Here is a 25952-nt window from a genome sequence, read left to right on the forward strand (position 1 = left end):
ATGAATGACATGCAGTTATATGATTTAACGAATGCGCAAAAGCGTATATGGTATACCGAATTACTCTATCCGGATACATCCGTGTCACAGCTATCCGGTACAGCCAAGATGAAGGGTCATATTAATATCGCTGCCTTCATGCAGTCCATCAATTTGATTATCAAACAATATGATGCGTTCCGCATTCGTATTACCTCAGTGGATGGAGTACCTAAGCAGTATGTCGTTCCTTATGAAGAGAGACAGTTGGAGTGTCTAGATCTTACCCACATCGAAAGCATTTCCGAGGTTGAAGCCTTACTTGAGCAGCACAAAAGAAAACCCTTCCCATTATTGGACTCTGAACTCTTCCAGTTTTTAATTGTAAAGATTAGTGAGGAAGAATATTGGATTAATACGAAAATGCACCATATCATTTCTGACGGGATCTCTATGGTGGTCTATGGCAATCAACTGACAGCCTTTTATATGGATTTAATTCAAGGAAATGAACCTAAGCTGAGCGATGATTGCTCTTATATTGAATATATTGCAGATGAGAACGCATATGAGCTTTCTGACAGATACCAAAAGGATAAAGCATACTGGTTGGACAAATTTTCTGATTTGCCTGAACTGACAGGTTGGAAGTCATATAATCCGTTATCGCTAAGTACCCAAGCTGTTCGGGAGCATTTTACTGTGCCGGAGGCACTATATCGCGAGCTACAGGCATTTTGCCAGCAAAACAGGATTTCTCTGTTCCAATTCTTCATGGGTGCGATGTATATCTACATACACAAAGTGACGAATCAGCCGGATGTGGTGATCGGCACCTCGTTCGCTAACCGGGGGAACAAGAAAGAGAAGCAAAAGATCGGTATGTTTGTCAGCACGGCTGCAGCCAGAACATACGTTGACAAAGATGTAGAAGTGTTGAACTTCCTGCAGGACGTAGCCAGGGATCAAATGTCAGTCTTGCGGCATCAGAAATATCCATACAATCAGTTAATTCAGGATCTTAGAGAAATGCACGGCAACAAGGATATTCAGCGGCTTTTTGGTGTTTCCATGGAATACCGTCTTATCAACTGGGTTGATTTGGATGACGTGCGCATTTTGACGGATTACGATTTTTGCGGCGATGAAGTGAATGATTTCGTGCTTCATATCGTGGAGATCTTGGATGAAGGCGAGCTGGTACTGGATATCGATTATCGGACGAAGCTGTTCGAACGCAGTGAAGTAACGGACATGGTATCCCAGCTGCTTACGATCGCCGAGCAGATCATTCATACCCCGCAGCTTACCATCGCAGAGGTAAACCTCTTGGGAGAAGCAGAGGAGCAATCCATTCTGGCTCTTTCGGAAGGCGCTGCAGTTGATTACCCGCGTGAGAAGACGATTCATGGCTTATTTGAGGAACAAGCCGCGCGTACGCCGGATCACGTAGCTGTTCAGATGGGCGAGCAGAGTATTACATACCTAGCTCTAAATGAGCAGGCTAACCAGCTTGCGAGATATTTACGCACCGAAGGCGTGGGTGCAGATGTACTCGTGGGGATTATGGCTGATCGTTCCCTGGAGATGGTCATCGGCATGTTGGCGGTTTTGAAGGCAGGAGGGGCCTATGTACCGATTGATCCTGACTATCCTGAAGAACGTATTCGTTACATGCTCGAAGATTCAGGAGTCCGTCTGTTGCTCACCCAAAGCCATCTATGGGAGAGTACCACGTTTGACGGTAAGCTTGTGAGTCTGGACGAAACCGCAACGTATACAGGAGATGCTTCCAACCTGGAGAGCATTTCGGGACCAAACCATTTGGCCTATGTTATTTACACATCGGGTACAACGGGCAAGCCAAAGGGAACGCTGATCGAGCATAAAAATGTAGTTCGTCTGCTCTTTAATGATAACAATTTATTTGATTTCAGTTCCCAGGATACATGGACGCTGTTCCATTCGTTCTGCTTCGATTTCTCTGTTTGGGAGATGTATGGAGCGCTTCTTTACGGAGGCAAACTGGTAATTGTTCCATCCCTTACAGCCAAGAGTCCGGCAGCTTTTCTGGAGCTGTTGAAAGACAATCAAGTTACTATTTTGAATCAAACGCCGACCTATTTTTATCAGGTGATACAAGAAGAGTTAGCACACTCATCCACAGAGCTCAGTCTTAGAAAGATTATTTTTGGCGGTGAGGCCTTGAGTCCGTCTCTTCTGAAAAACTGGCGGGCAAAGTATCCTGGTGTGCAACTGATTAATATGTACGGAATCACGGAAACGACGGTCCATGTCACTTACAAGGAAATCACTGAACATGAGATCGAAGCGGGCAAAAGCAATATTGGTAGAACCATTCCAACGCTTAGCGCTTATATTTTTGATGAACACAGACGCCTGCAGCCTGTCGGAATTCCGGGGGAGCTATACATCGCCGGGGACGGTCTGGCCCGTGGGTATTTGAACCGACCAGATTTGACGGCTGAAAAATTTGTAGAACATCCGTATCGGGCGGGTGAGCGTTTGTATCGAACTGGAGATTTGGCTCGCTGGTTGCCTGACGGCAATATTGAGTATTTGGGCCGGATCGACCATCAGGTTAAAATTCGCGGCTACCGGATTGAGCTGGGCGAGGTCGAAGCCCAAATTCTCAAGGCTCCGAACGTACGGGAAACGATTGTCCTCGCGCGGGACGACGAACAGGGACAAAAATTGCTGTGCGCCTACTATGTAGCCTCCAGCGATCTTTCGCCAGGAGAATTGCGGTCTCAGCTGGCAACGGAATTACCAGCTTACATGATTCCTACTTATTTTGTCCGCCTGGAGCAAATGCCGCTTACACCTAACGGCAAGCTGGATCGCCGCGCGTTGCCAGCTCCTGAGGGCAGCGTACAATCTGGCGAAGATTATCTGGCCCCTAGAACTGCAGTGGAAGCACAGCTGGTGCTCATCTGGCAGGATATCCTTGGAGCTGCCCGCGTGGGCGTCCGTGATAATTTCTTTGAGATCGGTGGCCATTCTCTACGGGCGACGTTGCTCGTTACGCGGATTCGCAAAGAGCTGGGATGCAGCATTTCGCTGCGTGAAGTATTTCAATCGCCTACGGTTGAATCCCTGGCGCGGCTGGTGAAAGAACGCATTCCAACCGTGTACGAGTCAATTCCACAGGCTGAGAAAAGCGAAGCATACCCAGTGTCCTCAGCGCAAAAGCGGTTATACGTGCTGAGACAGATGGACGGGGGCGAGCTCAGCTACAATATGCCGGGCGCTTTCACAGTGGACGGACCGTTGGATCGCAATCGGTTAGAGTCTGTGTTCAAGGCATTGATCCAGCGTCATGAATCCCTGAGAACCGGTTTTTATATGCAGGATGGAGAGCTTGTTCAACATGTGCATAAGGATGTTCTGTTCGCCTTGGACTACACTGAGGCCTTGGTGGAGGAAACAGATACGCTCATTCACAACTTTATCCATGCCTTTGATCTGAGCCAGGCTCCATTACTGCGCGTTGGTTTGGTGAAGTTGCAGGAAGAGCGTCATCTATTGCTGTTTGATATGCACCACATCATTTCAGATGGGGTCTCCATTCAAATACTGGTGCAGGAACTCACGCAATTGTACCAAGGAGAACAACTACCGGAACTGCATATTCAATATAAGGATTATGCGGTATGGCAACGGGAACAGTCTGAGAAAGAGTGGCAAGACCTTGAAGCGTATTGGTTGCAAGCCTTTGAAGGGGAGTTGCCAGTATTGGATTTGCCTACGGACTTCCAGCGTCCTTCGGTTCGGAGCTTCGAGGGTAGCCGAATCGACTTTACATTGGATGAGTCTGGCAATAAAGCGATACAAGAGCTTGCATCCCGTACAGGTACTACACTATACATGGTGTTGTTGGCGGCTTATTCGGTGCTGCTGCACAAATATACGGGACAGGAAGACATTGTCGTAGGTTCTCCAGTAGCTGGCAGACCACAAGCAGAGCTTGAGGGCATTATCGGGATGTTTGTTAACACACTGGCCTTGCGCAGTTACCCGGCAGGAGAAAAAACCTTTCAGGATTATCTTCTGGAGGTCAAAGAAACAGCACTCAAGGCGTTCGAGCATCAGGATTATCCTTTTGAAAAATTGGTTGAAAAACTGGGCGTAGGACGTGATGTCAGCCGCAATCCGCTCTTTGACACCCTGTTGGTATTACAAAATACCGAGCAGGAAGAGCAGGACATGGATGGAGTGCACTTTACTCCTTACCCAATGGACACCGTCACAGCCAAGTTTGATTTGTCCCTTAATGTAGAGGAGAAGGGCGCTGAACTAGCCTTTGGCCTTGAGTATAGTACGGCTTTGTATAGACGAGAAACTGTAGAGCGACTGGCAACGCACCTGCTCCGGGTACTGCATGCAGTCGCGGCCAATCCTCAGTTGCAACTGGCCGAGATTGATATGATTACACCTGAGGAGAAAGTACAGATCATTGAAGTATTCAATGCGACAGCTACTCCTTATCCAAGGGATAAGACCATTCATGAATTGTTCGCGGAACAAGTCAAGCGTACACCAGAGCAGACAGCACTGGTATTCGGCGATGCCCGATTAACGTACCTTGAATTGGAAGACAAAGCGAGCCGATTGGCCCAAACACTGCGTCGTTTGGGGACGCTCAGGGAGCAACCGGTGGCTATTATGGGCGGACGAAGTATCGAGATGGTGGTTGGTATGCTCGCAGTGCTTCAGGCAGGTGGAGCCTATGTGCCGATCGATCCTGATTACCCGGAAGACCGGGTTCGTTATATGCTCGAAGATTCCGGGGCCAAGTTACTACTGGTACAAAAGGGCGAGCTTATAAATGTAGACTACGGTCTACCGATTGTCGACCTCAGCAGTGCAGAGGCGTATGCGTCTGACCTTGGTCAAGCTGAGGAAGCGGCCCAGGGGCCAGAGGGACTCGCTTATGTTATCTATACCTCGGGTACGACGGGTAGACCGAAGGGCGTTATGGTTGAACACCGGAACGTGGTCCGTCTGGTCAAAGAAACCAATTATGTGGAGCTGAACGAATCCACGCGAATTTTGCAGACGGGAGCCGTGGCCTTCGATGCCTCGACCTTTGAGATATGGGGAGCGTTGCTTAACGGCGGACAGCTTTATTTTGTGGAGAACGATGACATCCTGATTGCCGATCGGCTTAAAGCAGCTATTGCCAAATACGGAATTACAACCATGTGGCTTACTTCACCGCTTTTCAATCAGCTTTCACTGCAGGATGAGTATCTGTTCAGAGGATTGAAAGCATTGTTGGTGGGCGGTGACGTACTGTCCATATCCCATATAAACCGTGTTATCGAGGCTAATCCTGATCTTGTCCCTATCAATGGCTATGGTCCGACAGAGAATACGACCTTCTCCACCACCTACAAGATTCCGGGTCGTGCCGAAGGGGGCGTGCCGATTGGTCGCCCGATTAGTAACTCGACCGCTTATGTGGTCAATGGATCGCTTCAATTACAGCCTATTGGTGCTTGGGGCGAGCTGATTGTCGGCGGTGAAGGTGTAGCTCGCGGATACCTCAATCGTCCTGACCTCACAGCAGAAAAATTTGTCCCTAGCCCTGTTAAGGAGGGGGAACGCTGCTACCGAACTGGTGATTTGGTACGCTGGCTTCCAGATGGGAACCTGGAGTTTAAGGGAAGAATTGATGAGCAGGTCAAAATACGCGGTTACCGCATCGAACTCCCCGAAATCGAGGCTCAATTAGCCAAGGTGGAGTCAGTAGTTGAAGCCGTAGTCGTCGTTCGCGCGGATGAGCTTGGAGAGAAGCAGCTTTGCGCTTATTATGTGGCGGATCGTACGCTCACGGCAGGCGAAGTACGACTTGCCCTATCGCAGGTACTTCCAGGTTATATGATGCCATCCTACTTTATCCAGATGGATCGTATGCCGTTAACGTCGAACGGAAAAGTGGATCGCAGGTCTCTGCCAGCTCCGCAAGTAGGTGCGCATACAGGACGGAAGTATACAGCTCCTCGTACACCGGCTGAGGAAGCTTTGGCATCTGTCTGGCAAGGAGTGCTGGGTGCCGAACAGGTGGGGATCCATGACAATTTCTTTGAATTGGGCGGAGACTCTATCAAGGCCATCCAGGTGTCGTCACGGTTACTGCAAGCTGGTTATCGGTTAGAGATGAAGCAACTGTTCAAATCCCCAACTATTGCCGAGCTAGGCGCAGAAATACAAACGGCTGTGCATATGGCCGAACAGGGAGTTGTGCGTGGAGCGGCTCGCTTGACTCCAGTCCAGCAGTGGTTCTTTGGGCGGAAGCAGGCAGAGCCCCATCACTTCAATCAAGCAGTCATGCTGTATCGTGAACAGGGATTTGAGGAAACGGTCTTGCATCAGGTGTTGAAAAAACTCGCTGAGCATCATGACGCCCTTCGCATGGTTTTCCGTCAGACTGAGCATGGTTACGAGGCTTGGAACCGTGATCTTGGAGAAGGAGAGCTGTATAGCCTGTTCACTGCTGATTTACGGAATGAATCCAACCCGGTTGCAGCCATTACAACGCTGTCGGACGACATCCAGCGCAGCATCAATTTGGCAGAAGGTCCGCTGATGAAGTTAGGGCTTTTCCATTGTCAGGATGGAGACCACCTGCTGATCGTGATCCATCATTTAGTGGTGGACGGAGTATCCTGGCGGATTTTGTTTGAAGACTTCGCAGCAGGCTATGAGCAGGTGATTCAAGGACAAGCACTGACATTCCCGCAGAAGACGGATTCCTTCCGCGACTGGGGAGATGCCCTTGCTCGTTATTCGGAAAGCCCAGAAATTGAGATTCATCGGGCGTATTGGAGAGAGCTGGGGGCTCAGCCGCTCGAGCAATTGCCGAAGGATGAGGCTGTGGAAAGCCTTTTATTGCGCGATAGCGAAGTGGTGACCGCCCAATGGACTGTGGAAGAAACCGATCAACTATTGAGAAAAGCCCATCGTGCTTATCAAACCGAGACGAACGATCTGCTATTAGCCGCTCTGGGCATGGCGGTATCCAAGTGGTCTGGCATGGGTAAGATCGCTGTGAATCTTGAAGGGCATGGTCGTGAACCGATCGTACCGAATATCGATATTACCCGTACTATTGGCTGGTTTACAAGCCAATACCCAGTCATTTTAGATTTGGGAAATAATCTTGAATTGTCAGCCTTGATCAAATCTGTGAAAGAAGAATTGCGTCGTATTCCGAATAAAGGTATCGGATATGGGTTGCTTAAAACGATGGCCAGTCAAGAAGACGCTGACAGTTTCAACTTGCAACCTGAGATTTCTTTTAACTATCTGGGGCAGTTTGATCAGGATTTGCAAGGAAGCTCGTTGCAGATTTCTCCTTATCCGACCGGAAGCGCCCAAAGTCTGTCGGGAGAGCCAGCCTATGCGCTTGATATCAATGGTATGGTGACAGACGGAGCCTTGACTCTGACGATGACTTACAACGGAAAACAGTATAAGTCATCTACCATGAGACAGCTTGCTGGATATATTGAAGAAAGCCTACGGCAGCTTCTCCAGCATTGCGTAACCCAAGAGAGAACTGTGTTAACGCCAAGCGACGTACTTGCCAAAGGACTGAGTATTGCTGATCTGGAGGAACTTTCGAAGCAGACCAGCCACATAGGTGATATTGAGAATGTGTACAGTCTGACGCCGATGCAGAAGGGCATGCTGTTTCATGATATGTTTGAGCCGCATACAGGGGCTTATTTTGAGCAGGCCGCCTTTGACTTTAAGGGCAGCTTTGATCCGGCCGCCTTCGGGCGAAGTCTGGATGCGGTGGTGGAACGCCATGCTATCCTGCGTACGAACTTCTACAGCGGCTGGGGCGCTGAGCCTTTACAGGTCGTATTCCGGCATAGAGGCGCCAAATTGGTGTATGAAGACTTGCGTGAGATGGATGCTTCGCAGCGTGAAGCTTACCTGAAGACTTTTGCGGCTAAGGATAAAGCGCAGGGCTTCAATTTGGCTGAAGATGAGCTTCTGCGTGTATCGATTTTGCACACAGATGAAGAGAGCTTCCGTCTCTTGTGGAGCTTTCACCACATTGTCATGGATGGTTGGTGTGTTCCATTAATTACACAGGAGGTCTTTGAACACTATTTTGCCCTCCTGGAAGGAAGAGAACCTCAGCTGGCAGAGGTTCAGCCGTATAGCCGATATATTGAATGGCTCGAACAGCAGGATGAGGCAGCTGCGGGCGACTATTGGAGCCGATATCTGGCCGGTTACGAACAACAGACGCTTTTACCTCAAGTCGGTGGAGCAGCTAAGGGAGAAGGCTACGTAGCAGAGAAGCTGGATTATCCTGTCGGCAGGGAATTAACTGAACGCTTGGAAAAAGTGGCCAGAGATGCTCATGTCACGATGAATATATTGCTACAGTCTATCTGGGGGGTTGCGCTTCAACGCTATAACGGTAGTCGGGATGTTGTATATGGAAGTGTAGTATCAGGCAGACCGGCTGAAATTCCAGGAATTGACCGGATGATCGGTTTGTTCATTAATACAATTCCAGTTCGTGTGAAAACGGAAGAACATCTCCCTTTCACAGTCCTGATGAAGCAACAGCAGGAGCAGTATATGGCTTCTCATATGTACGACACCTACCCGTTGTTTGAAATTCAGGCTCAGACGGACCAAAAGCAGGATCTTATCTCTCATATTATGGTATTTGAGAATTATCCTGTGGAAGAGGAAGTAGAGCGTCTGGGAGGTGGCGAGGCTGCCTTTGAGATTGAGGAAGCGGAGCTTCTTGAACAAACGAATTACGATTTTAACTTAATTGTTCTACCGGGTAAAGAGATGAGATTGTTGTTCCAATACAATGCGCTCGTCTATGATCCAGCTATGATTGAACAAATCAAGGGACACTTGTTCCACCTGATGGAACAAATTGTGGAAAATCCTGCAATTTCCGTGGATGCTCTGGAATTGGTTACACAACAGGAGAGAGAGCAGATTTTGAACGTATGGGGAGACACGGAAGCCAGTTCCCAATATCGTACCACGTTCCACGGGCTGTTGGAGGAGCAGGCGGGTCGAACGCCGGACGCGACTGCCATTGTATTTGAGGACGAGGCGCTGACCTATGCCGAGCTGAACGCAAAAGCCAATGGATTGGCGAGAAGACTGCGCGCTGAAGGAATCAAAACGGGAGACCTGGTGGGGCTGATTGTTGAACGGTCAACCGATATGATCGTAGGGATGTACGGCATTATGAAAGCCGGGGGCGCCTACGTTCCTATTGATCCAGAGTATCCGAAAGAGCGGATCAACTACATGCTTGAGGATTCAGGGACGAAGATGATCCTTGCCCAAGCTCATCTGCTGGAGCATATAGGCTGGACGGGAAATGTTCTGTTGCTGGATGAACCGTCGACCTATGATGCCGATACTTCGAATTTGAAGGATACGGCCGGCTCTGATGATCTGGCTTACGTGATCTATACCTCTGGCACGACGGGTCAGCCTAAGGGCGTATTAGTAGAGCACCGGGGTTTATGCAATCTGTCGGACGTATACCGTGGACTCTTCGAAGTTACACCGCAGGATCGGATTGTTCAGTTTGCAAGCCTGTCGTTCGATGCATCGGTTTCGGAAATTTTAACGACACTGAGCCACGGCGCTACTCTGTGTATTCCTTCTACGCAAGAGATTTTGGACCATGTCCTGTTCGAGCAGTTCATGAACGATAAGGGGATTACGGTTGCGACTTTGCCACCAGCCTACGCTATCCAACTTGATCCAGAGCGTCTGCCAACACTGAGATGCCTGCTAACAGCTGGGTCAGCCACATCGGTCGAATTGATCGAAAAGTGGAGAAAGCATGTACAATACTTCAATGCCTATGGTCCAACGGAGGACTCCGTATGTACTACCATATGGAATGTCCAGAACAGTGAGGAAATCGAAGGAATCGTATCCATTGGCCAACCCATTGCCAACCATCGTGTGTATATCTTGGATGATCATTTCAGATTGCTGCCTGTCGGCGTAGCTGGAGAGCTGTGCATTTCGGGTATCGGGTTAGCACGGGGGTATCATAACCGACCTGAGTTAATGGATGAGAAATTTGTAGACAATCCGTATGCTCCAGGAGAGCGTATGTATCGGACAGGCGACCTGGTTCGTTGGCTACCGAATGGAACCATCGAGTACCTCGGTCGAATAGATCACCAAGTCAAAATTCGTGGCTATCGTATCGAGCTGGGCGAGGTCGAAGCACACATGCTCAGAGTGCCGTCCGTTCAGGAAGTCGTAGCCTTGGCTGTGGAGGGCGATGACGGCTACAAGGATCTGGTCGCTTACTTCGTAGCTGCTCAGAAGCTTGAGGTATCCGAGCTCCGAGCAGTTCTGTCGGAGATGCTGCCTGGATATATGATCCCTTCTCGCTTCATACAACTGGAGGACATGCCTCTAACGTCGAACGGAAAAATAGATCGAAAAGCGCTGCAAGGCGAGCGAGGATGGGCAGTTGCTTCATCTGAGGCTCCAAAGACACCTGTAGAAATCCAATTAGCCGAAATCTGGCAAGAGGTGCTGGGTGTAGAGAACGCAGGAGTGAAGGATAATTTCTTCCATTTTGGAGGTCATTCACTGCGTGCGGCTCTGCTAGTGTCACGAATTCGTAAGGAGATGAATCGTGAGATTAGCCTAAGGGAAGTGTTCGAGTCGCCTACCATTGAAGGATTGGCTCGTGCCATTGAGGGCCATATGACGCTTAATTTCGAAGAAATTCCTACAGCGGGAGCACGAGAGCACTACCCATTGTCCTCAGCCCAAAAACGGCTGTTTATCCTTAGTCAGCTGGAAGGCGGAGAGCTGAGCTACAATATGCCAGGCATCCTTACGGTTGAGGGAGACCTGAATCGGGAACGGCTGGAGCAGGCATTCCGTCGTCTGATTCGTCGTCATGGTTCGCTGCGCACCCGTTTTGTGACCGTTAATGGTGAACCTGTACAGCAAATCCTACCGGATGTTCCGTTTACTGTGGAATATGCGGAGTTGAGCGAGTCAGAGGCAGAAGCTGCCCTTCAGCAATTTGTCAGTCCTTTCGATCTTGGTGAAGCTCCATTGCTGCGAGTGGGTCTGATTCGAATTGCACATGAGCGCCATTTACTGTTGTTTGACATGCATCATATTGTCTCAGATGGGGTTTCTATGAATATTCTCATAGAAGAGTTTCTCCGTTTCTACCAGGAAGAGGACGTATTGCCTGCGCTGCAAATCCAGTACACAGACTATGCGGTATGGCAGCAAGAGCAGCTCGAAAGCGAGCGTCTCAAAGCCCAAGAAGCTTACTGGCTGGATGCATTCCGCGGAAGCTTGCCAGTGCTGGATTTGCCAGTAGACGAAGTTCGCCCTGCGGTACGAAGCTTTGCGGGAGATCGGATTGACTTCCAGATTGATGCTTCTCTAAGTGCTTCACTCCAGGAGCTGGCTACCCGAACAGGTTCTACCCTGTTCATGGTGCTGCTGGCTGCCTATACAGCGCTATTGCACAAGTACACGGGCCAGGAAGATGTTATTGTCGGTTCGCCGGTGGCGGGAAGATCGCATGCCACACTCGAAGGACTCATCGGTATGTTCGTAGGCACAGTGGCACTGCGTACTTATCCTGAAGGGGAAAAGCCCTTCGAGGCTTACTTGCAGGAAGTGAAGGAAACAGCCCTGCGGGCCTATGAAAATCAGGATTATCCGTTCGAGGAGCTGGTAGAGAAGCTGGAGCTTCAACGTGACCTGAGTCGTAACCCACTATTTGATACCATGTTTGTCCTGCAAAATATCGAGCAGGGAGAACAAGAAATAGAAGGGTTGCGGTTCACTCCTTACGATCATGTACACCCTGCTGCCAAGTTCGACCTCACGCTGACGGTGAGTGAAGCGGATGGGGCATTGACCTGCACGCTGGAGTACGCGACTGCAATCTACAAGCGGGAGACCGCTGAACGGATGACAGGCCACTTTGTACAGCTTATACAGGAAGTCACCGCCAATCCGGGTATGTCGCTGTCATCTCTGGATATCCTGACACCACAGGAAAAGTCGATGCTGATGAAAGATACGGACGGAGCCAGAGCAGATTATCCTCGTGACAAAACGATTCATGCATTGTTCGAGGAACAGGCTGTCCGTAATCCGGATGCAACAGCAGTCGTATGTGAAGAGGCAACCCTGTCCTACAGCGAGCTGAATGAGCGGGCTAACGGACTCGCCAGAACACTGCGCGAGCGTGGTCTGCAACCAGATGGTCTGGTTGGAATTATGGCAGAACGTTCCCTTGAAATGGTCGTCGGGATTTTAGCCATTTTGAAGGCGGGCGGAGCCTACGTCCCTGTGGACCCTGAATATCCAGAGGACCGTATTCGCTTTATGCTTGAGGATTCGGGAGCCAAGCTGCTGCTGACCCAAGCGCATCTGGAGACACGTGTCTCCTTCACCGGGGACGTCATCAAACTGGATGAGACGGTTTCCTACAAGGAAGATGTCTCAAATCTGGAGCCTGCGGCTGGACCGAATCATCTTGCCTACGTCATCTACACATCGGGTACGACAGGCAAGCCAAAGGGAACGCTGATCGAGCACAAAAATGTAGTCCGCTTGCTCTTTAATGATAAAAATATGTTTGATTTCGATGCTCAGGATACGTGGACGCTGTTCCATTCGTTCTGTTTCGACTTCTCTGTATGGGAAATGTACGGGGCATTGCTGAACGGAGGTCGTCTGGTCATCGTTCCATCGCTGACCGCGAAGAGCCCGGAGCGTTTCTTGCAATTGCTTAAGGACCAAAAGGTCACCGTCTTGAACCAGACGCCGACATACTTCTACCAGTTGCTACAGGAAGAACTTAGTCATCGCGCGGCAGAATTGAGCCTCCGCATGATTATCTTTGGTGGAGAGGCATTGAGCCCGGCCTTGCTCAAGGACTGGAGAGCGAAATATCCGCAAGTGCAGCTCATCAATATGTATGGCATCACGGAAACGACCGTCCATGTGACGTATAAGGAAATTACAGAACTGGAAATTGAACAGGGCCGCAGCAATATCGGTATCCCGATTCCGACACTGCGTGCGTACATTCTGGATGAACAATGCCGTCCACAACCGATTGGTATTCCGGGTGAACTCTATGTGGCAGGCGAAGGGCTGGCACGCGGCTACCTAAACCGACCGGAATTAACGGAAGAGAAGTTTGTAGCTCATCCGTTTGAAGCGGGCGAGCGTATGTACCGCTCAGGTGACTTGGCACGCTGGCTGCCGGATGGCAGCATGGAGTATCTCGGACGGATTGACCATCAGGTTAAAATTCGGGGTTACCGCATTGAGCTGGGCGAAGTGGAGGCGAAGCTGCTCCATGCTCCGTCTGTCAGAGAGGCCGTTGTGCTTGCCCGGGAGGATGGAAGTGGGCAAAAAGTGCTGGTCGGCTATTTCACTGCTGATCAGATGCTGACGGTGGGCGAATTGAGAACGGCCTTGGCTGCCGAACTGCCGGCTTATATGATTCCGTCTTACTTTATGCAATTGGAACAGATGCCGTTGACGCCAAATGGTAAGCTGGATCGCAAAGCGCTTCCGGCCCCAGAGGCCAATGTGCAGACTGGAGCTGTATATGAAGCGCCGAGAAACGCAGCTGAGGAGGCTTTGGCTTCCGTATGGCAAGGTGTGCTGGGAGCACAGCAGATCGGTATCCATGATCATTTCTTCGATCTGGGCGGTGACTCCATTAAGGCGATTCAGGTATCCTCCAGATTGTTCCAGTCTGGATACAAATTAGAGATGAAGGATCTCTTCAAATATCCGACAATTGCTGAGCTAAGCCCGTATCTTCAAGTAGCCGGACGCACAGCAGAGCAGGGTGAAATCAAAGGTACAGCAGAGTTAATGCCAATTCAGCGTTGGTTCTTTGAACGCCACACAGCAGAGCCGCATCATTACAATCATGCTGTCATGCTTCATCGGAAAGATGGCTTTGATGAGACTGCACTCCGGTTGACAATGGACCAAATTGCAATTCATCATGACGCGCTGCGTATGGTTTTCCGGCATACAGAAGCTGGATACACGGCTTGGAATCGGGGAGTTGACGAAGGTGAACTCTACACATTGGACATCGCTGATATGCAGCAGACAGATGACGAGGCAGCCGCTGTTCAAGCCCAAGCTGATGCCATTCAGGCGAGCTTCCACTTGGAAGATGGCCCTCTGTTCAAACTAGGCTTGTTCCATTGTAAGGATGGCGATCATTTGTTGATTGTCATTCATCACCTCTTGGTTGACGGCGTGTCCTGGCGCATCCTGTTTGAGGACATTGCAACAGGATACGAGCAGGCGTTGAATGGACAAGCGATTGTTCTTCCGCAAAAGACCGATTCGTATCTTGTATGGTCCGAGCAAGCGGCGAAGTATGCAGCAGGCCCTGCTCTGGACAAGGAACGTTCATACTGGCAGCAGATTGAGGAGACGGTTCTGACTCCACTGCCAAAGGATCAGGATCAGGAGCCAGGCACCATTCGAGATACCGAGTCGGTTACGGTAACTTGGTCTGCTGAAGAAACCGACCTGCTGTTGCGACAAGCAAACCGGGCTTATCATACGGAGACGAATGATTTGCTCTTGACTGCTCTGGGAGCAGCTATTCAGCGCTGGACAGGCATGGAGCAGGTTCTGGTTAACCTTGAAGGACATGGACGGGAAATGATCATACCAGATCTGGATATTACCCGTACTGTGGGCTGGTTCACCACCCAATACCCTGTTCTGCTGAACCTGCAAGATGGGCAGGAAGTATCTACCCGGATCAAGCGCATCAAGGAGAATTTGCGAGAGGTTCCGCACAAAGGTATCGGCTACGGTCTGCTGAAATATATGGCACCGGAAAAAGGTACTCGATTCAGCGTAGAACCGGAAGTTTCCTTCAACTACCTTGGACAGTTTGACCAGGACTTGGAGGGCAATGCTCTTAGCTTGTCTACACATTCAGTCGGTAAGGCGCTCAGCAATCATACACCACAGCAATATGCTCTGGATGTGAATGGCATGATTGCCGAAGGCCAGTTATCACTGACGATTACGTACAGCAACAGGCAGTATCGTAAGGAGACGGTAAGCCATTTTGCTGAATTATTACAGTCAAGCCTTAGCGAGGTTATCCGGCATTGTGTGGCTCAGGAGTATGCACAGCTTACGCCAAGTGACGTTCTGTTCCAAGGTCTGACCCTGGAGCAGCTTGATCGACTCACAGCCCAGACGGCCCATATTGGAGAGATTGAGGATGTGTACAAGCTAACGGCAATGCAGAAGGGCATGCTCTTCCATAGCTTGCTGGAGCCGAACTCCTCTTCCTACTTTGAGCAGGCAACGTTTGAGCTGCGTGGCAGCTTCGATGTAGATACCTTCTTCGAGAGCTTCCAGGCTTTGGCGCAACGACATGCCATACTGCGTACGGGCTTTTACAACAATATCGCGGATGTACCGCTGCAGGTTGTCTTTAAGCAACGGCCAATCCCTCTGAGCTACGTAGATTTGCGTGCCGCTACGTTGCAGGAGCAAGAGGCTCGGATCGAGGCTTACACAACTGAAGATATGGCTAAGGGATTCAGTTTGTCAGAAGATCCGCTGATGCGAGTGACTGTCTTGCAAAAGGAACAAAGCCACCTTGTATTGTGGAGCTTCCATCATATTGTCATGGATGGCTGGTGCATCCCGATCATTACACAGGAACTGTTCGATTATTATTCTGCCCTGCGTCAGCAAGTACAGCCTGTACTGCCGCCGGCTCAGCCTTATAGTCGTTATATTGAGTGGCTTGATGCACAGGATGAACAAGAGGCTTCAACATATTGGAGTCAATATCTCGAAGACTATGACGGCAATACCGTATTGCCGGAAGCTAAAACGAAATCTCAAGCCAAAGAAGAAGGCTACGTTCTGAATGAGCATGTTCTCCATTTGGGTATAGACTTGACCCATAAAATGGATGTTGTCGCCAAGCGCAGTCATGTGACCGTCAACACACTCATGCAGACAGCCTGGGGACTGATTCTCCAACATTACAATGCCAGCTCGGATGTGGTTTTCGGCGGTGTTGTATCGGGTAGACCTGCTGAGATTGCAGGGATCGAGAATATGGTGGGTCTGTTTATTAATACAGTACCTATCCGCGTACAGTCATCCAAAGACGAGGCTTTTGTCGATGTGATGAAACGTACACAGGCACATTCGTTGGCTGGTCGTGCCTACGACACCTATCCGCTGTATGAGATTCAGGGGAAAACAAGCCAAAAGCAAGACCTGATTTCTCATATCATGATCTTTGAAAATTATCCGCTCGACGAACAGGTAGAACAGTCGGGTAATCAAACAGAGGACAATCTCGAAGTCGCCAACTTCGCCATGTTTGAGCAAACCAACTATGACTTTAACCTGGTTGTCATTCCAGGCGAGGACATTAAGGTCTGCATTCGCTACAATGCTTCGGTCTACGAGCAAGAAAGCATTGCGCGAATCGGAGGACATTTGTTGCAAATGCTCGATCAGGTAGCTACTCGTCCGCAAGCGACGATACAGGAACTGGAGATTGTAACGCCAGAGGAACGGACAAACCTGCTTGACTGGGGTGGCAAGGCTCATGCTTATCCAAGTGATCAGGGCCTGCATACCTTGTTTGAGGAACAGGTGGCCCGTACACCGGATAAGATCGCGGCAATAAGTGGCGACATCCAGATCACATATCGGGAGCTGAACGAGCAGGCGAACAGACTGGCTTCGACCTTGATAGCCCAAGGACTGCAGAGCGAACAAGTAGTGGGTCTGTTGGCGGATCGGTCAGTGGAACTGCTGGTTGCCATTATGGGCGTGCTCAAAGCGGGCGGAGCCTATGTACCGATTGATCCTGAATATCCGCAGGAGCGGATTCAGTATATTCTGAAGGACTCTGGGGCTGAGATTCTGCTCACACAAAGCCACCTGACGAAGCTAGCGTCCTTTGAGGGCATGGTTATGGAATTGGATTCTCCACACATCTACGGAACTGGAGTGAATAATCCTAATATTCCTGTGAGAGGCAACGATTTGGTGTATCTAATCTATACTTCGGGTACAACAGGAAATCCGAAGGGAACCATGATTAACCACAAAGGAATCGTGAACTACATCTGGTGGGCCAATAAAGTCTATTGTGCAGGGCAACCAACGGACTTCCCGCTGTATTCATCCATTTCGTTTGACTTGACGATGACATCAATGTTTACTCCATTAATAAACGGAGGAATAGTACGAATTTATGATGGTATAGATAAAGCAGAGGTCGTTCAGCATATTTTGCGCGAAAATGCGGTGGATATTCTCAAGCTGACGCCGACGCATCTCAGTCTCATAAAAGACATGACCATTCCAGCGGAAAGTCGCATTCAGCAGCTCATTGTAGGTGGAGAGAATCTGACTACACATTTGTCCAAAACGATTACCGATCTTTTTGGTGGCAATATCAAAATCTACAATGAATACGGTCCGACTGAAACTGTCGTCGGCTGCATGATTCACCTGTACGATCCTGCGAAGGATACACGTGAGTCCGTTCCGATTGGGTTGCCGTCCGACAACATATACATTCATATCCTGGATGAACAGCTTCGTCTCGTACCGTTAGGTGTGGAAGGCGAAATGTATATCGCCGGAGACGGAGTAGCCCGAGGATACCTGAACCGTCCGGATCTTACCGCAGAAAAATTTATTAGAAATCCGTTCGCTGCGGAAGGAAATATGTATCGGACCGGGGATTTGGCTCGTCGCCTTCCTAATGGAGACATTGAGTACATTGGGCGTATTGACCATCAAGTTAAAATCCGGGGCTATCGTATTGAGCTTGGTGAGATTGAGGCCAAGTTGTTGGATATGCCGCTTGTCGAGGAAGCTCTCGTTGTTGCGTGGGCAGACGCCAATGGACAGAAGTCTCTGTGTGCTTACTTTGTAGCGGATCGGGAAATGTCTGTCAGCGAGCTGAGGAATGAACTGTCTGCCGAACTGCCTGCATATATGATTCCGTCTTACTTTGTCCAAATGGACGCAATGCCTTTGACACCAAATGGCAAGCTGGATCGAAAGGCACTGCCTGAACCAAACTTGGGTGTGAAAGCAGGGGCTGCCTTTACTGCTCCGCAGACGGATGTGGAGAACATTTTGGCTTCGATTTGGCAAGGGGTGCTCGGCGTGCCGCTTGTTGGCATACATGATAATTTCTTTGAACTTGGAGGCGACTCCATCAAATCGATTCAAGTTTCATCAAGACTTCTCCATGCAGGCTACAAACTGGAAATGAAGGATTTGTTCAGCTATCCAACAATTGCAGAACTGGCTCAGCGCGTTAGCACAGTCAGCCGAATTGCAGATCAGCGTGAAGTACACGGGACGGTAAAACTGGGTCCTGCCCAGCGCAGATTTTTCGAAGAGCAGTCAACGGATCTCCATCACTTTAATCAGTCGGTTATGCTGTACCGGCGTGAAGGCTTTAATACCGATGCACTCGCCGAGGTAATACAGAAAATTGCAGAGCACCATGATGCGCTGCGACTGGTGTTCCGCCAAGGAGAGCAAGGAGTAGAAGCCTGGAACCGCAGCTTGGATGAAGGTGAGCTGTATAGCCTCCAAATTCACGATCTGCAGGATGAAAAAGATCCGGCTTCAGCAATAGAAGCAGGTGCGGAAGCCATTCAGCGCAGCATCTCTCTGGAGGATGGGCCTCTCTTTAGACTGGGTTTATTCCGCTGTAAGGAAGGCGAGCATTTGTTGATCGTTATTCATCATTTGGCTGTGGACGGCGTATCCTGGCGAATTCTCTTTGAGGACCTACAGGAAGGCTACGAGCAGGCAGCGCGTGGAGAAGCGGTCAAGCTTCCACAGAAGACGGATTCGTACCGTGCGTGGGTTGACGGGATCACGCAATACGCCAACAGCCCGGCGGCTGAACAAGAACGCAGCTTTTGGGCAGAGGTGGAAGGAGAGGGATTTGCTCTTCTTCCAAAAGACAAGGTAGACGGTGCTCTTCTCATAAAGGACAGCAAAGCTGTTACGGTAACGTGGTCGCCAGAAGAGACGGAGCAGTTCTTGAAAGAGGCAAACCGCACTTACAATACGGAAGTTAACGATCTGCTCCTGACAGCCCTAGGTATGGCCGTTCACGAGTGGACAGGGATCGAACGTGTAGGCATCGTGCTGGAGGGACATGGACGGGAGCCTGTTGTACCAGGCTTGGATATCACTCGCACAATAGGCTGGTTTACAAGTCAGTATCCTGTCGCCCTTGAGATGGGAGGCGAAATGGAGATCGGCGCTAGAATCAAGCGTATTAAGGAAGGTCTGCGTCGTATCCCGAACAAAGGTGTAGGATATGGTATTTTGAAGTATTTGAGCGACGTATCCGCTGGCTCCTCCTTCTCGGCAGAACCGGAGATTACCTTCAACTATCTGGGGCAGTTTGACCAGGATCTTGCAGAGGGAACGATGGAGGTATCACCTTACTCGGCAGGATCTGAGGTCAGTGAGCAGATGGTACAGCATCAGGCCTTGAACATCAATGGACTGATTACCGAAGGACAACTTCAGCTTTCGGTCAGCTACAACCATCAGCAGTTCCATGCAGATTCGGTAGAGAAGTTTGTCGGTATCCTGAAGGAGCGTCTCAGTGAAGTCATTGGTCACTGTGTACGCAAGGAAAGAACCGAACTTACGCCAAGCGATGTACTTCTCAAAGATATCAGCTTGGAGGAAATCGAGGAGCTGGAAGAGCAGACACGGCACATCGGCAGCATTGAAAATGTGTATAAACTGACACCAATGCAAAAGGGAATGTTGTTCCACAGCTTGCTGGAGCCTCATTCAGAGGTCTACTTTGAGCAGGCCACATTTGAAATTCAGGGAGTGTTCTATCCTGAGGATTTCAAACGCAGCTTACAGCATCTGATGAAACGACATGCCATATTGAGAACGAATTTCCATGCTGGATGGGGCGATTTCCCTATACAGATTGTGTTCAAAGAAAGAGCATGCGATTTCGCATACGAGGATTTGCATGAGCTGGAATCCGCTGAAATAGAAGCGCGTCTTGCAGCTTATATGGAACAAGACAAAGCGAGAGGCTTTGATCTTGCGAATGAAGCCTTGCTGCGTGTTGCTATCCTACGGACTGCAAAAGAGCATTACCATCTGTTGTGGAGCTCTCATCACATCATTTTGGATGGCTGGTGTATGCCGCTTGTGCTCCAGGAAGTGTTTGAAACATACGGAGCTCTACGTGAGCAAAGGGAACCTGAGCTTCCTACAGCAGCAGCGTACAGCCAGTACATTCAATGGTTGGAAAAACAAGGCGAGGAAGAGGCAGCCTCTTATTGGAGAGGGTATCTGGAAGGTTACGAGCAGCAAACGAAGCTGCCACAGGCCGTCACACAGCCATCGGCCAAAGCAGAAGCCTACTTGTCAGAGAAGCTGGTATTCACGTTGGACGCGGAATTGACCGAGCGCCTGGAACAAGTGGCCAAGCAGCACCAGGTGACGATGAACACACTGATGCAAGCAGCCTGGGGAATCGTGTTGCAACGCTACAATAGAAGCCATGATGTCGTCTTCGGAAGTGTGGTATCGGGCAGACCTGCCGAGATTCCGGGTATTGAAAGCATGATCGGTCTCTTCATTAATACAGTTCCAGTTCGGGTTCAAGCCGAGGGAAGCGATTCGTTCTCTCAAGTAATGAAGAGACAGCAGGAATTATATTTGGCAGGACATGCTTATGATTCCTATCCGCTCTATGAGATTCAAGCACAGAGTGAGCAAAAGCAAGATTTGATTTCCCATATTATGGTATTTGAGAATTACCCGGTCGAAGAGCACCTGGAAGAGAAAATAGCCAATGATGAGGCTGAATACAAAATTACGGATGTTCAGATGTTTGAACAGACGAATTATGATTTTAACCTCATTGTGCTGCCGGGACGTAGTCTGGAGTTCTTGTATCGTTATAATGCTCGTGTCTACGATCGGGAGAGTGTGGAACGGATTCAAGGACACTTGACGAGAATTCTGACAAGCGTATCTGTACAACCTGCTATCCGTATTGACGAGCTGGAGCTGATTACGCCAGAAGAGAAATCACAAATTATAGAGGTATGGGGAGATACAGCAGCTCCTTATCCGCGTGAGAAGACCCTTCACGGCATATTTGAGGAAAAGGCTGCGCTCACACCGGATCGTACAGCACTTATTTACGGTGAAACGGTGCTTACCTACGGAGAGCTTCATCAACAGGCCAACCGCCTGGCGCGTACGCTGCGTGCTCAAGGGGTCAGACCGGATCAGCCAGTCGGCATTATGGTCGAGCGTTCGCTTGAGATGATCATTGGTATCCATGCCATTCTAAAAGCGGGTGGCGCCTATGTACCGATTGATCCGGAATTCCCTGAGGATCGTATTCGTCACATGCTGGAGGATTCGGGAGCGAAGCTTATACTGACGAAGAACCATCTTAAAGATCGTTTTCCATTCACTGGCACGATCCTGTCGCTTGATGATCCGCAGGCGTATCATGCCGATGACTCCAATCTGGAGCCAGTCGCAGGACCGGAGCATCTGGCGTATATCATTTACACGTCAGGTTCGACCGGCAAGCCGAAGGGTGTAATGATTGAGCATCACTCTGCTGTCCATACGCTGAGTCAGTTGGAAGCTGAATATCCGATGGTGGCAGATGATCGATTCCTGCTCAAAACGACATTCACCTTTGACTTCTCCGTGCCGGAGCTGTTCTGCTGGTTCTTTGGACAGGGGACGCTCGTGATCTTGCCGCCGGGCGTGGACAAAGATCCGGTTGCCCTGCTGGAGGCTGTGGATGCGAACCAAATTACGCATCTTAATTTGGTACCTTCGATGCTCAGCGTGCTCGTTCAATATTTGAAAGAAAGCAGTACCCAAGGATTCCTTACTTTGAAATACCTGTTTGCCTGCGGCGAGACGCTGCCTGCCAAACTTGTAGAAGAGTACTATAAAGTGTCTCCGTACGCAGTACTGGAAAACATCTACGGCCCTACAGAAGCAGCTGTATATGCGACTCGATATACAACGAGTCCTGAGACCGCAGCTCTAACGCATGTGCCTATCGGCAAACCGTACGCTAACGTCCAAGTATGGATGATAGACGGCGCCTCTCAGGTATCACCAGTAGGTGTACCGGGAGAACTATGCATTGCAGGCGAAGGGGTAGCGAGAGGGTACTTCAATCAGCCGGACCTGACGGCAGAAAAGTTCATTCCTCATCCGTACAAGCCGGGAGAACGGATTTACCGGACAGGCGATTTGGCTCGGTGGTTGCCAGACGGGAATATTGAGTATTTGGGACGGATCGATCACCAGGTAAAAATCCGCGGTTACCGCATTGAACTGGGAGAAGTGGAAGCACAAATCCTGAAGGTGCCGTCGGTGCAGGAGGCGGTTGTTCTAGCACTGGCTGACTCCAGCGGAAGTACTCAGCTTTGCGCATACTTTGTGGCCGAGGAGGGGCTGGCAGCTAGCGTTCTACGCGAGGCACTGGCCAGCGAGCTGCCAAGCTATATGATTCCGTCTGCTTTCGTACAGCTCGCACAAATGCCGCTGAATCCGAATGGAAAATTGGATCGCAAAGCGCTACCGGCACCGGAAACCCTTCTGCGGAGCACAGCAGAATATATCGCGCCGCGTACGCAGACAGAAGTAGAGCTCGCTCAGATTTGGTCCGAGGTGCTCGGCGTACGGGAAATCGGGATCAGGGATCATTTCTTCGAGCTTGGGGGCCATTCCCTGAAAGTATTGGGCTTGATCCAAAGGATCTCGTCTAATATGGGCGTCCATCTCCCACTCCAGACCGTGTTTAATCTGCCGACTGTGGAAGAAATGGCACATGAAATTTTCAAGCTGCAGGCAACAACTGCTGCCGATGAACAAGAAATGGAGATTATCCACTTCCCAGGGAAAGGAACGCTTAAAGTATTTTGCTTCCCTCCTCGGGTAGGTCACTCTCTGGGGTACTATGAGATGGCCAAGGAGCTGGATGGGCTTTGCGAGGTGTACGGAATGGAATTTATCGGCGATCGGTACCAGGGTCAAGATATGCTGGATCGATACATCGATGCCATCGTGGATATTCAAGCAGAGGGCCCATATATATTCTTGGGATACTCACTTGGAGGAAATCTTGCCTTTGAGGTAGCTAAAGCCATGGAAATCCGAGGTTACCATGTTGGCGACATTATTATGGTAGATGCTATGAGAAAGATGTCCAAGGATGAATCGACACCTGAGGAGCTTGAAGAGATTGTCGAGACGGTGCTGGACAGCATTAGAGAGCAGTACAAAGCATTCCTCGCAGATCCAGCGGACAGGGAGCGAGTCATGGACAAAATGCTAGTTTACTCCACCTACCGCGATGAGCTTATTAACGCAGGTGAAGTTCATGCGAATATCCATGCTATGATTGCAGAGGATGATAGTGTTGGTCCGGATACATCATTAGATAAATTGTTATGGCAACAGGCAACACTTGGCCAATACAAAGAATACGCGGTCATCGGAACGCATGATGTGCTGCTTGATTCCGGTTTTGTCGGGGAAAATGCTAAAGTACTGAGACAGATACTTGGTACAATTGCAGAAGCCTCATCTAAAAACAAGCCTATTTTGTCCTAAGATCAATCAACAAAATAGTAGTGGGCAGCAAAGACGCCCGGATTCCTTCATAATAGGAGGGACCCGGGCGTCTTTTTTTATTTTATGAAACCATCAGATGTATAGAGAAGTGCCTCTAATGATCAGTGTTTGCTTTAGCAATGGTTGACCGATAATGATGGATATTGGAGACGAGTTCACGGACGACTTGGATGACTAGCTCTGGTTGGTCGTGGATAATCATATGCTCGCTTTTCTTAGCAATAATAAATTTGCTGTTGGTAGAGATGCGGAGCATCTCGCGCTGCCCCATTTGCCAGCTTTGTTCGATTTGGTCATTTCCACGCTTACTAATACCAAACTGAGTCAAATCTTGCTGAATGCCCCGGGCAATCACACGCACAGGGAGGTTACCCAAATGCTGGCCGCGTATGGCATCTTCGGTAGTGCTCGCTAGCTTACCCTCCTCGGCAACAGAGCGAAAGTACTTGGGAGAAGCAACAATATTCACAAAAGATTTTCTATCTCGATATTCCACCCGTCCGTTTAGCATAAAATTGGGAAACAGACGAAATGCCCCTAACCTTTCTAGGACAATGGATATTAACGGTGAGGGAGTGACTTTAGGCCGTTCTTTGGCATAAATCTTATTGGTTCGGCGGGCATCATTCTCAGGCCTAGCATCCACCAGAACCAATCCCGCCACTTCGTCTCTGTACGTCTGTGCATAGAGTCTTGAGTACATCCCCCCCAGGGAATGACCTACAAGGATATAAGGAGGTTGGATGTCTGCATTCTTTAGAGCAGTATGAAGCTCCCGAACGATGTTTTTTCCGGTGCGTGGTGTATTTGCCTCTTCGCTCCATGCATAGCCTGCCCGATCATAAGATACAACGGTGGCGAAAGATGACAGCTTCTCGGGAATATCCCTCCAGGACAGGCTACTCTCCCCGCTTCCTGATTCAAGCACGATCGTTGGAGAGCCGGCACCCATTTTACGAATATGGAGACGATAGCCCCCAGCATCGACCATTCTCCCCAGAGGAGGATATTGCGATTTATCATATTTGGATGCAATCCCCTCATATACAAATCCAGAGATAACGATAAGCAGTAAGCAAGAGATAATCCCCAATACAACCTTCGTCCAGGTTCGCCTTCGTTGTTTCATTTAGCATCTACTCCTCTATAATGTCATAATTCAATTAATCAACAACTATTTCATATGAGGTAATTGCCTTGGTGGGATTGGGCTTGATGACAATGTCATATAACCATTCAATTGGGGTTCCGCAATATCTACCTATTCATTATTAAAAGCCGTGGGGGATGGCGCGGGTGTTTCTTATCTTTTATACCCATCCTTTCTTTGTCAAAACATCAATATTAAAGAAAAAAAATAATTGTGCATTTAAGAACCAAATGAACAAAGGGCCAGGGCCTAGTTACGAATATAAACATTGCAAAAGCAATTTTTTAAAAAATACTTGCATATAAAACTGTGGAATGATATACTCTAATTCCGGCCAAGAAATATAAAGGTTGCGAGCGAATGAACAAAAAAAGATTTAAAAAATGCTTGCAAAGTTGGTTCGGACATGATATGATATAAGAGTTGATGAGGCGATGGGCTGATTCAAAAAAAGTTTGATCTTTGAAAACTGAACAACGAGTGAGTAAACTGATTTTGTTCGCAAAATCAAACATGAGATATTTTATCTCGTCAGTTTCAAATGAGCTAATCGCTCTTTCGATAAACCGACTTCGGTTGGTCTTTAATGGAGAGTTTGATCCTGGCTCAGGACGAACGCTGGCGGCGTGCCTAATACATGCAAGTCGAGCGAGGTTAATTAGAAGCTTGCTTCTACATAACCTAGCGGCGGACGGGTGAGTAACACGTAGGCAACCTGCCCACAAGACAGGGATAACTACCGGAAACGGTAGCTAATACCCGATACATCCTTTTCCTGCATGGGAGAAGGAGGAAAGGCGGAGCAATCTGTCACTTGTGGATGGGCCTGCGGCGCATTAGCTAGTTGGTGGGGTAATGGCCTACCAAGGCGACGATGCGTAGCCGACCTGAGAGGGTGATCGGCCACACTGGGACTGAGACACGGCCCAGACTCCTACGGGAGGCAGCAGTAGGGAATCTTCCGCAATGGGCGAAAGCCTGACGGAGCAACGCCGCGTGAGTGATGAAGGTTTTCGGATCGTAAAGCTCTGTTGCCAGGGAAGAACGTCTT

2 protein-coding genes and 1 rRNA gene are annotated in these 25952 nt (G+C 49.3%); 2 read left to right on the plus strand and 1 reads right to left on the minus strand.

Translation table 11 applies throughout. The annotated features are described in order from the left end of the window. Complete coding sequence (locus FKV70_RS23700) at positions 1 to 23730, plus strand: non-ribosomal peptide synthase/polyketide synthase (protein ID WP_142614749.1); 23730 nt, start codon at positions 1 to 3, stop codon at positions 23728 to 23730. A 115-nt stretch (positions 23731 to 23845) separates the two neighbouring features. On the opposite strand, the gene FKV70_RS23705 is transcribed toward FKV70_RS23700, so the two are convergent. Then, positions 23846 to 24880 (minus strand): alpha/beta hydrolase, encoded by a 1035-nt coding sequence (locus FKV70_RS23705; protein WP_142614750.1) that lies wholly within the window; start codon positions 24878 to 24880, stop codon positions 23846 to 23848. A gap of 604 nt (positions 24881 to 25484) precedes the next feature. On the opposite strand from FKV70_RS23705, the gene FKV70_RS23710 reads away from it, so the two are divergent. Next, a 16S ribosomal RNA gene (locus FKV70_RS23710) occupies positions 25485 to 25952 on the plus strand; the annotation flags it as partial.

Source organism: Paenibacillus ottowii, from assembly GCF_006874425.1.
Taxonomy (GTDB): Bacteria; Bacillota; Bacilli; order Paenibacillales; family Paenibacillaceae; genus Paenibacillus; species Paenibacillus ottowii.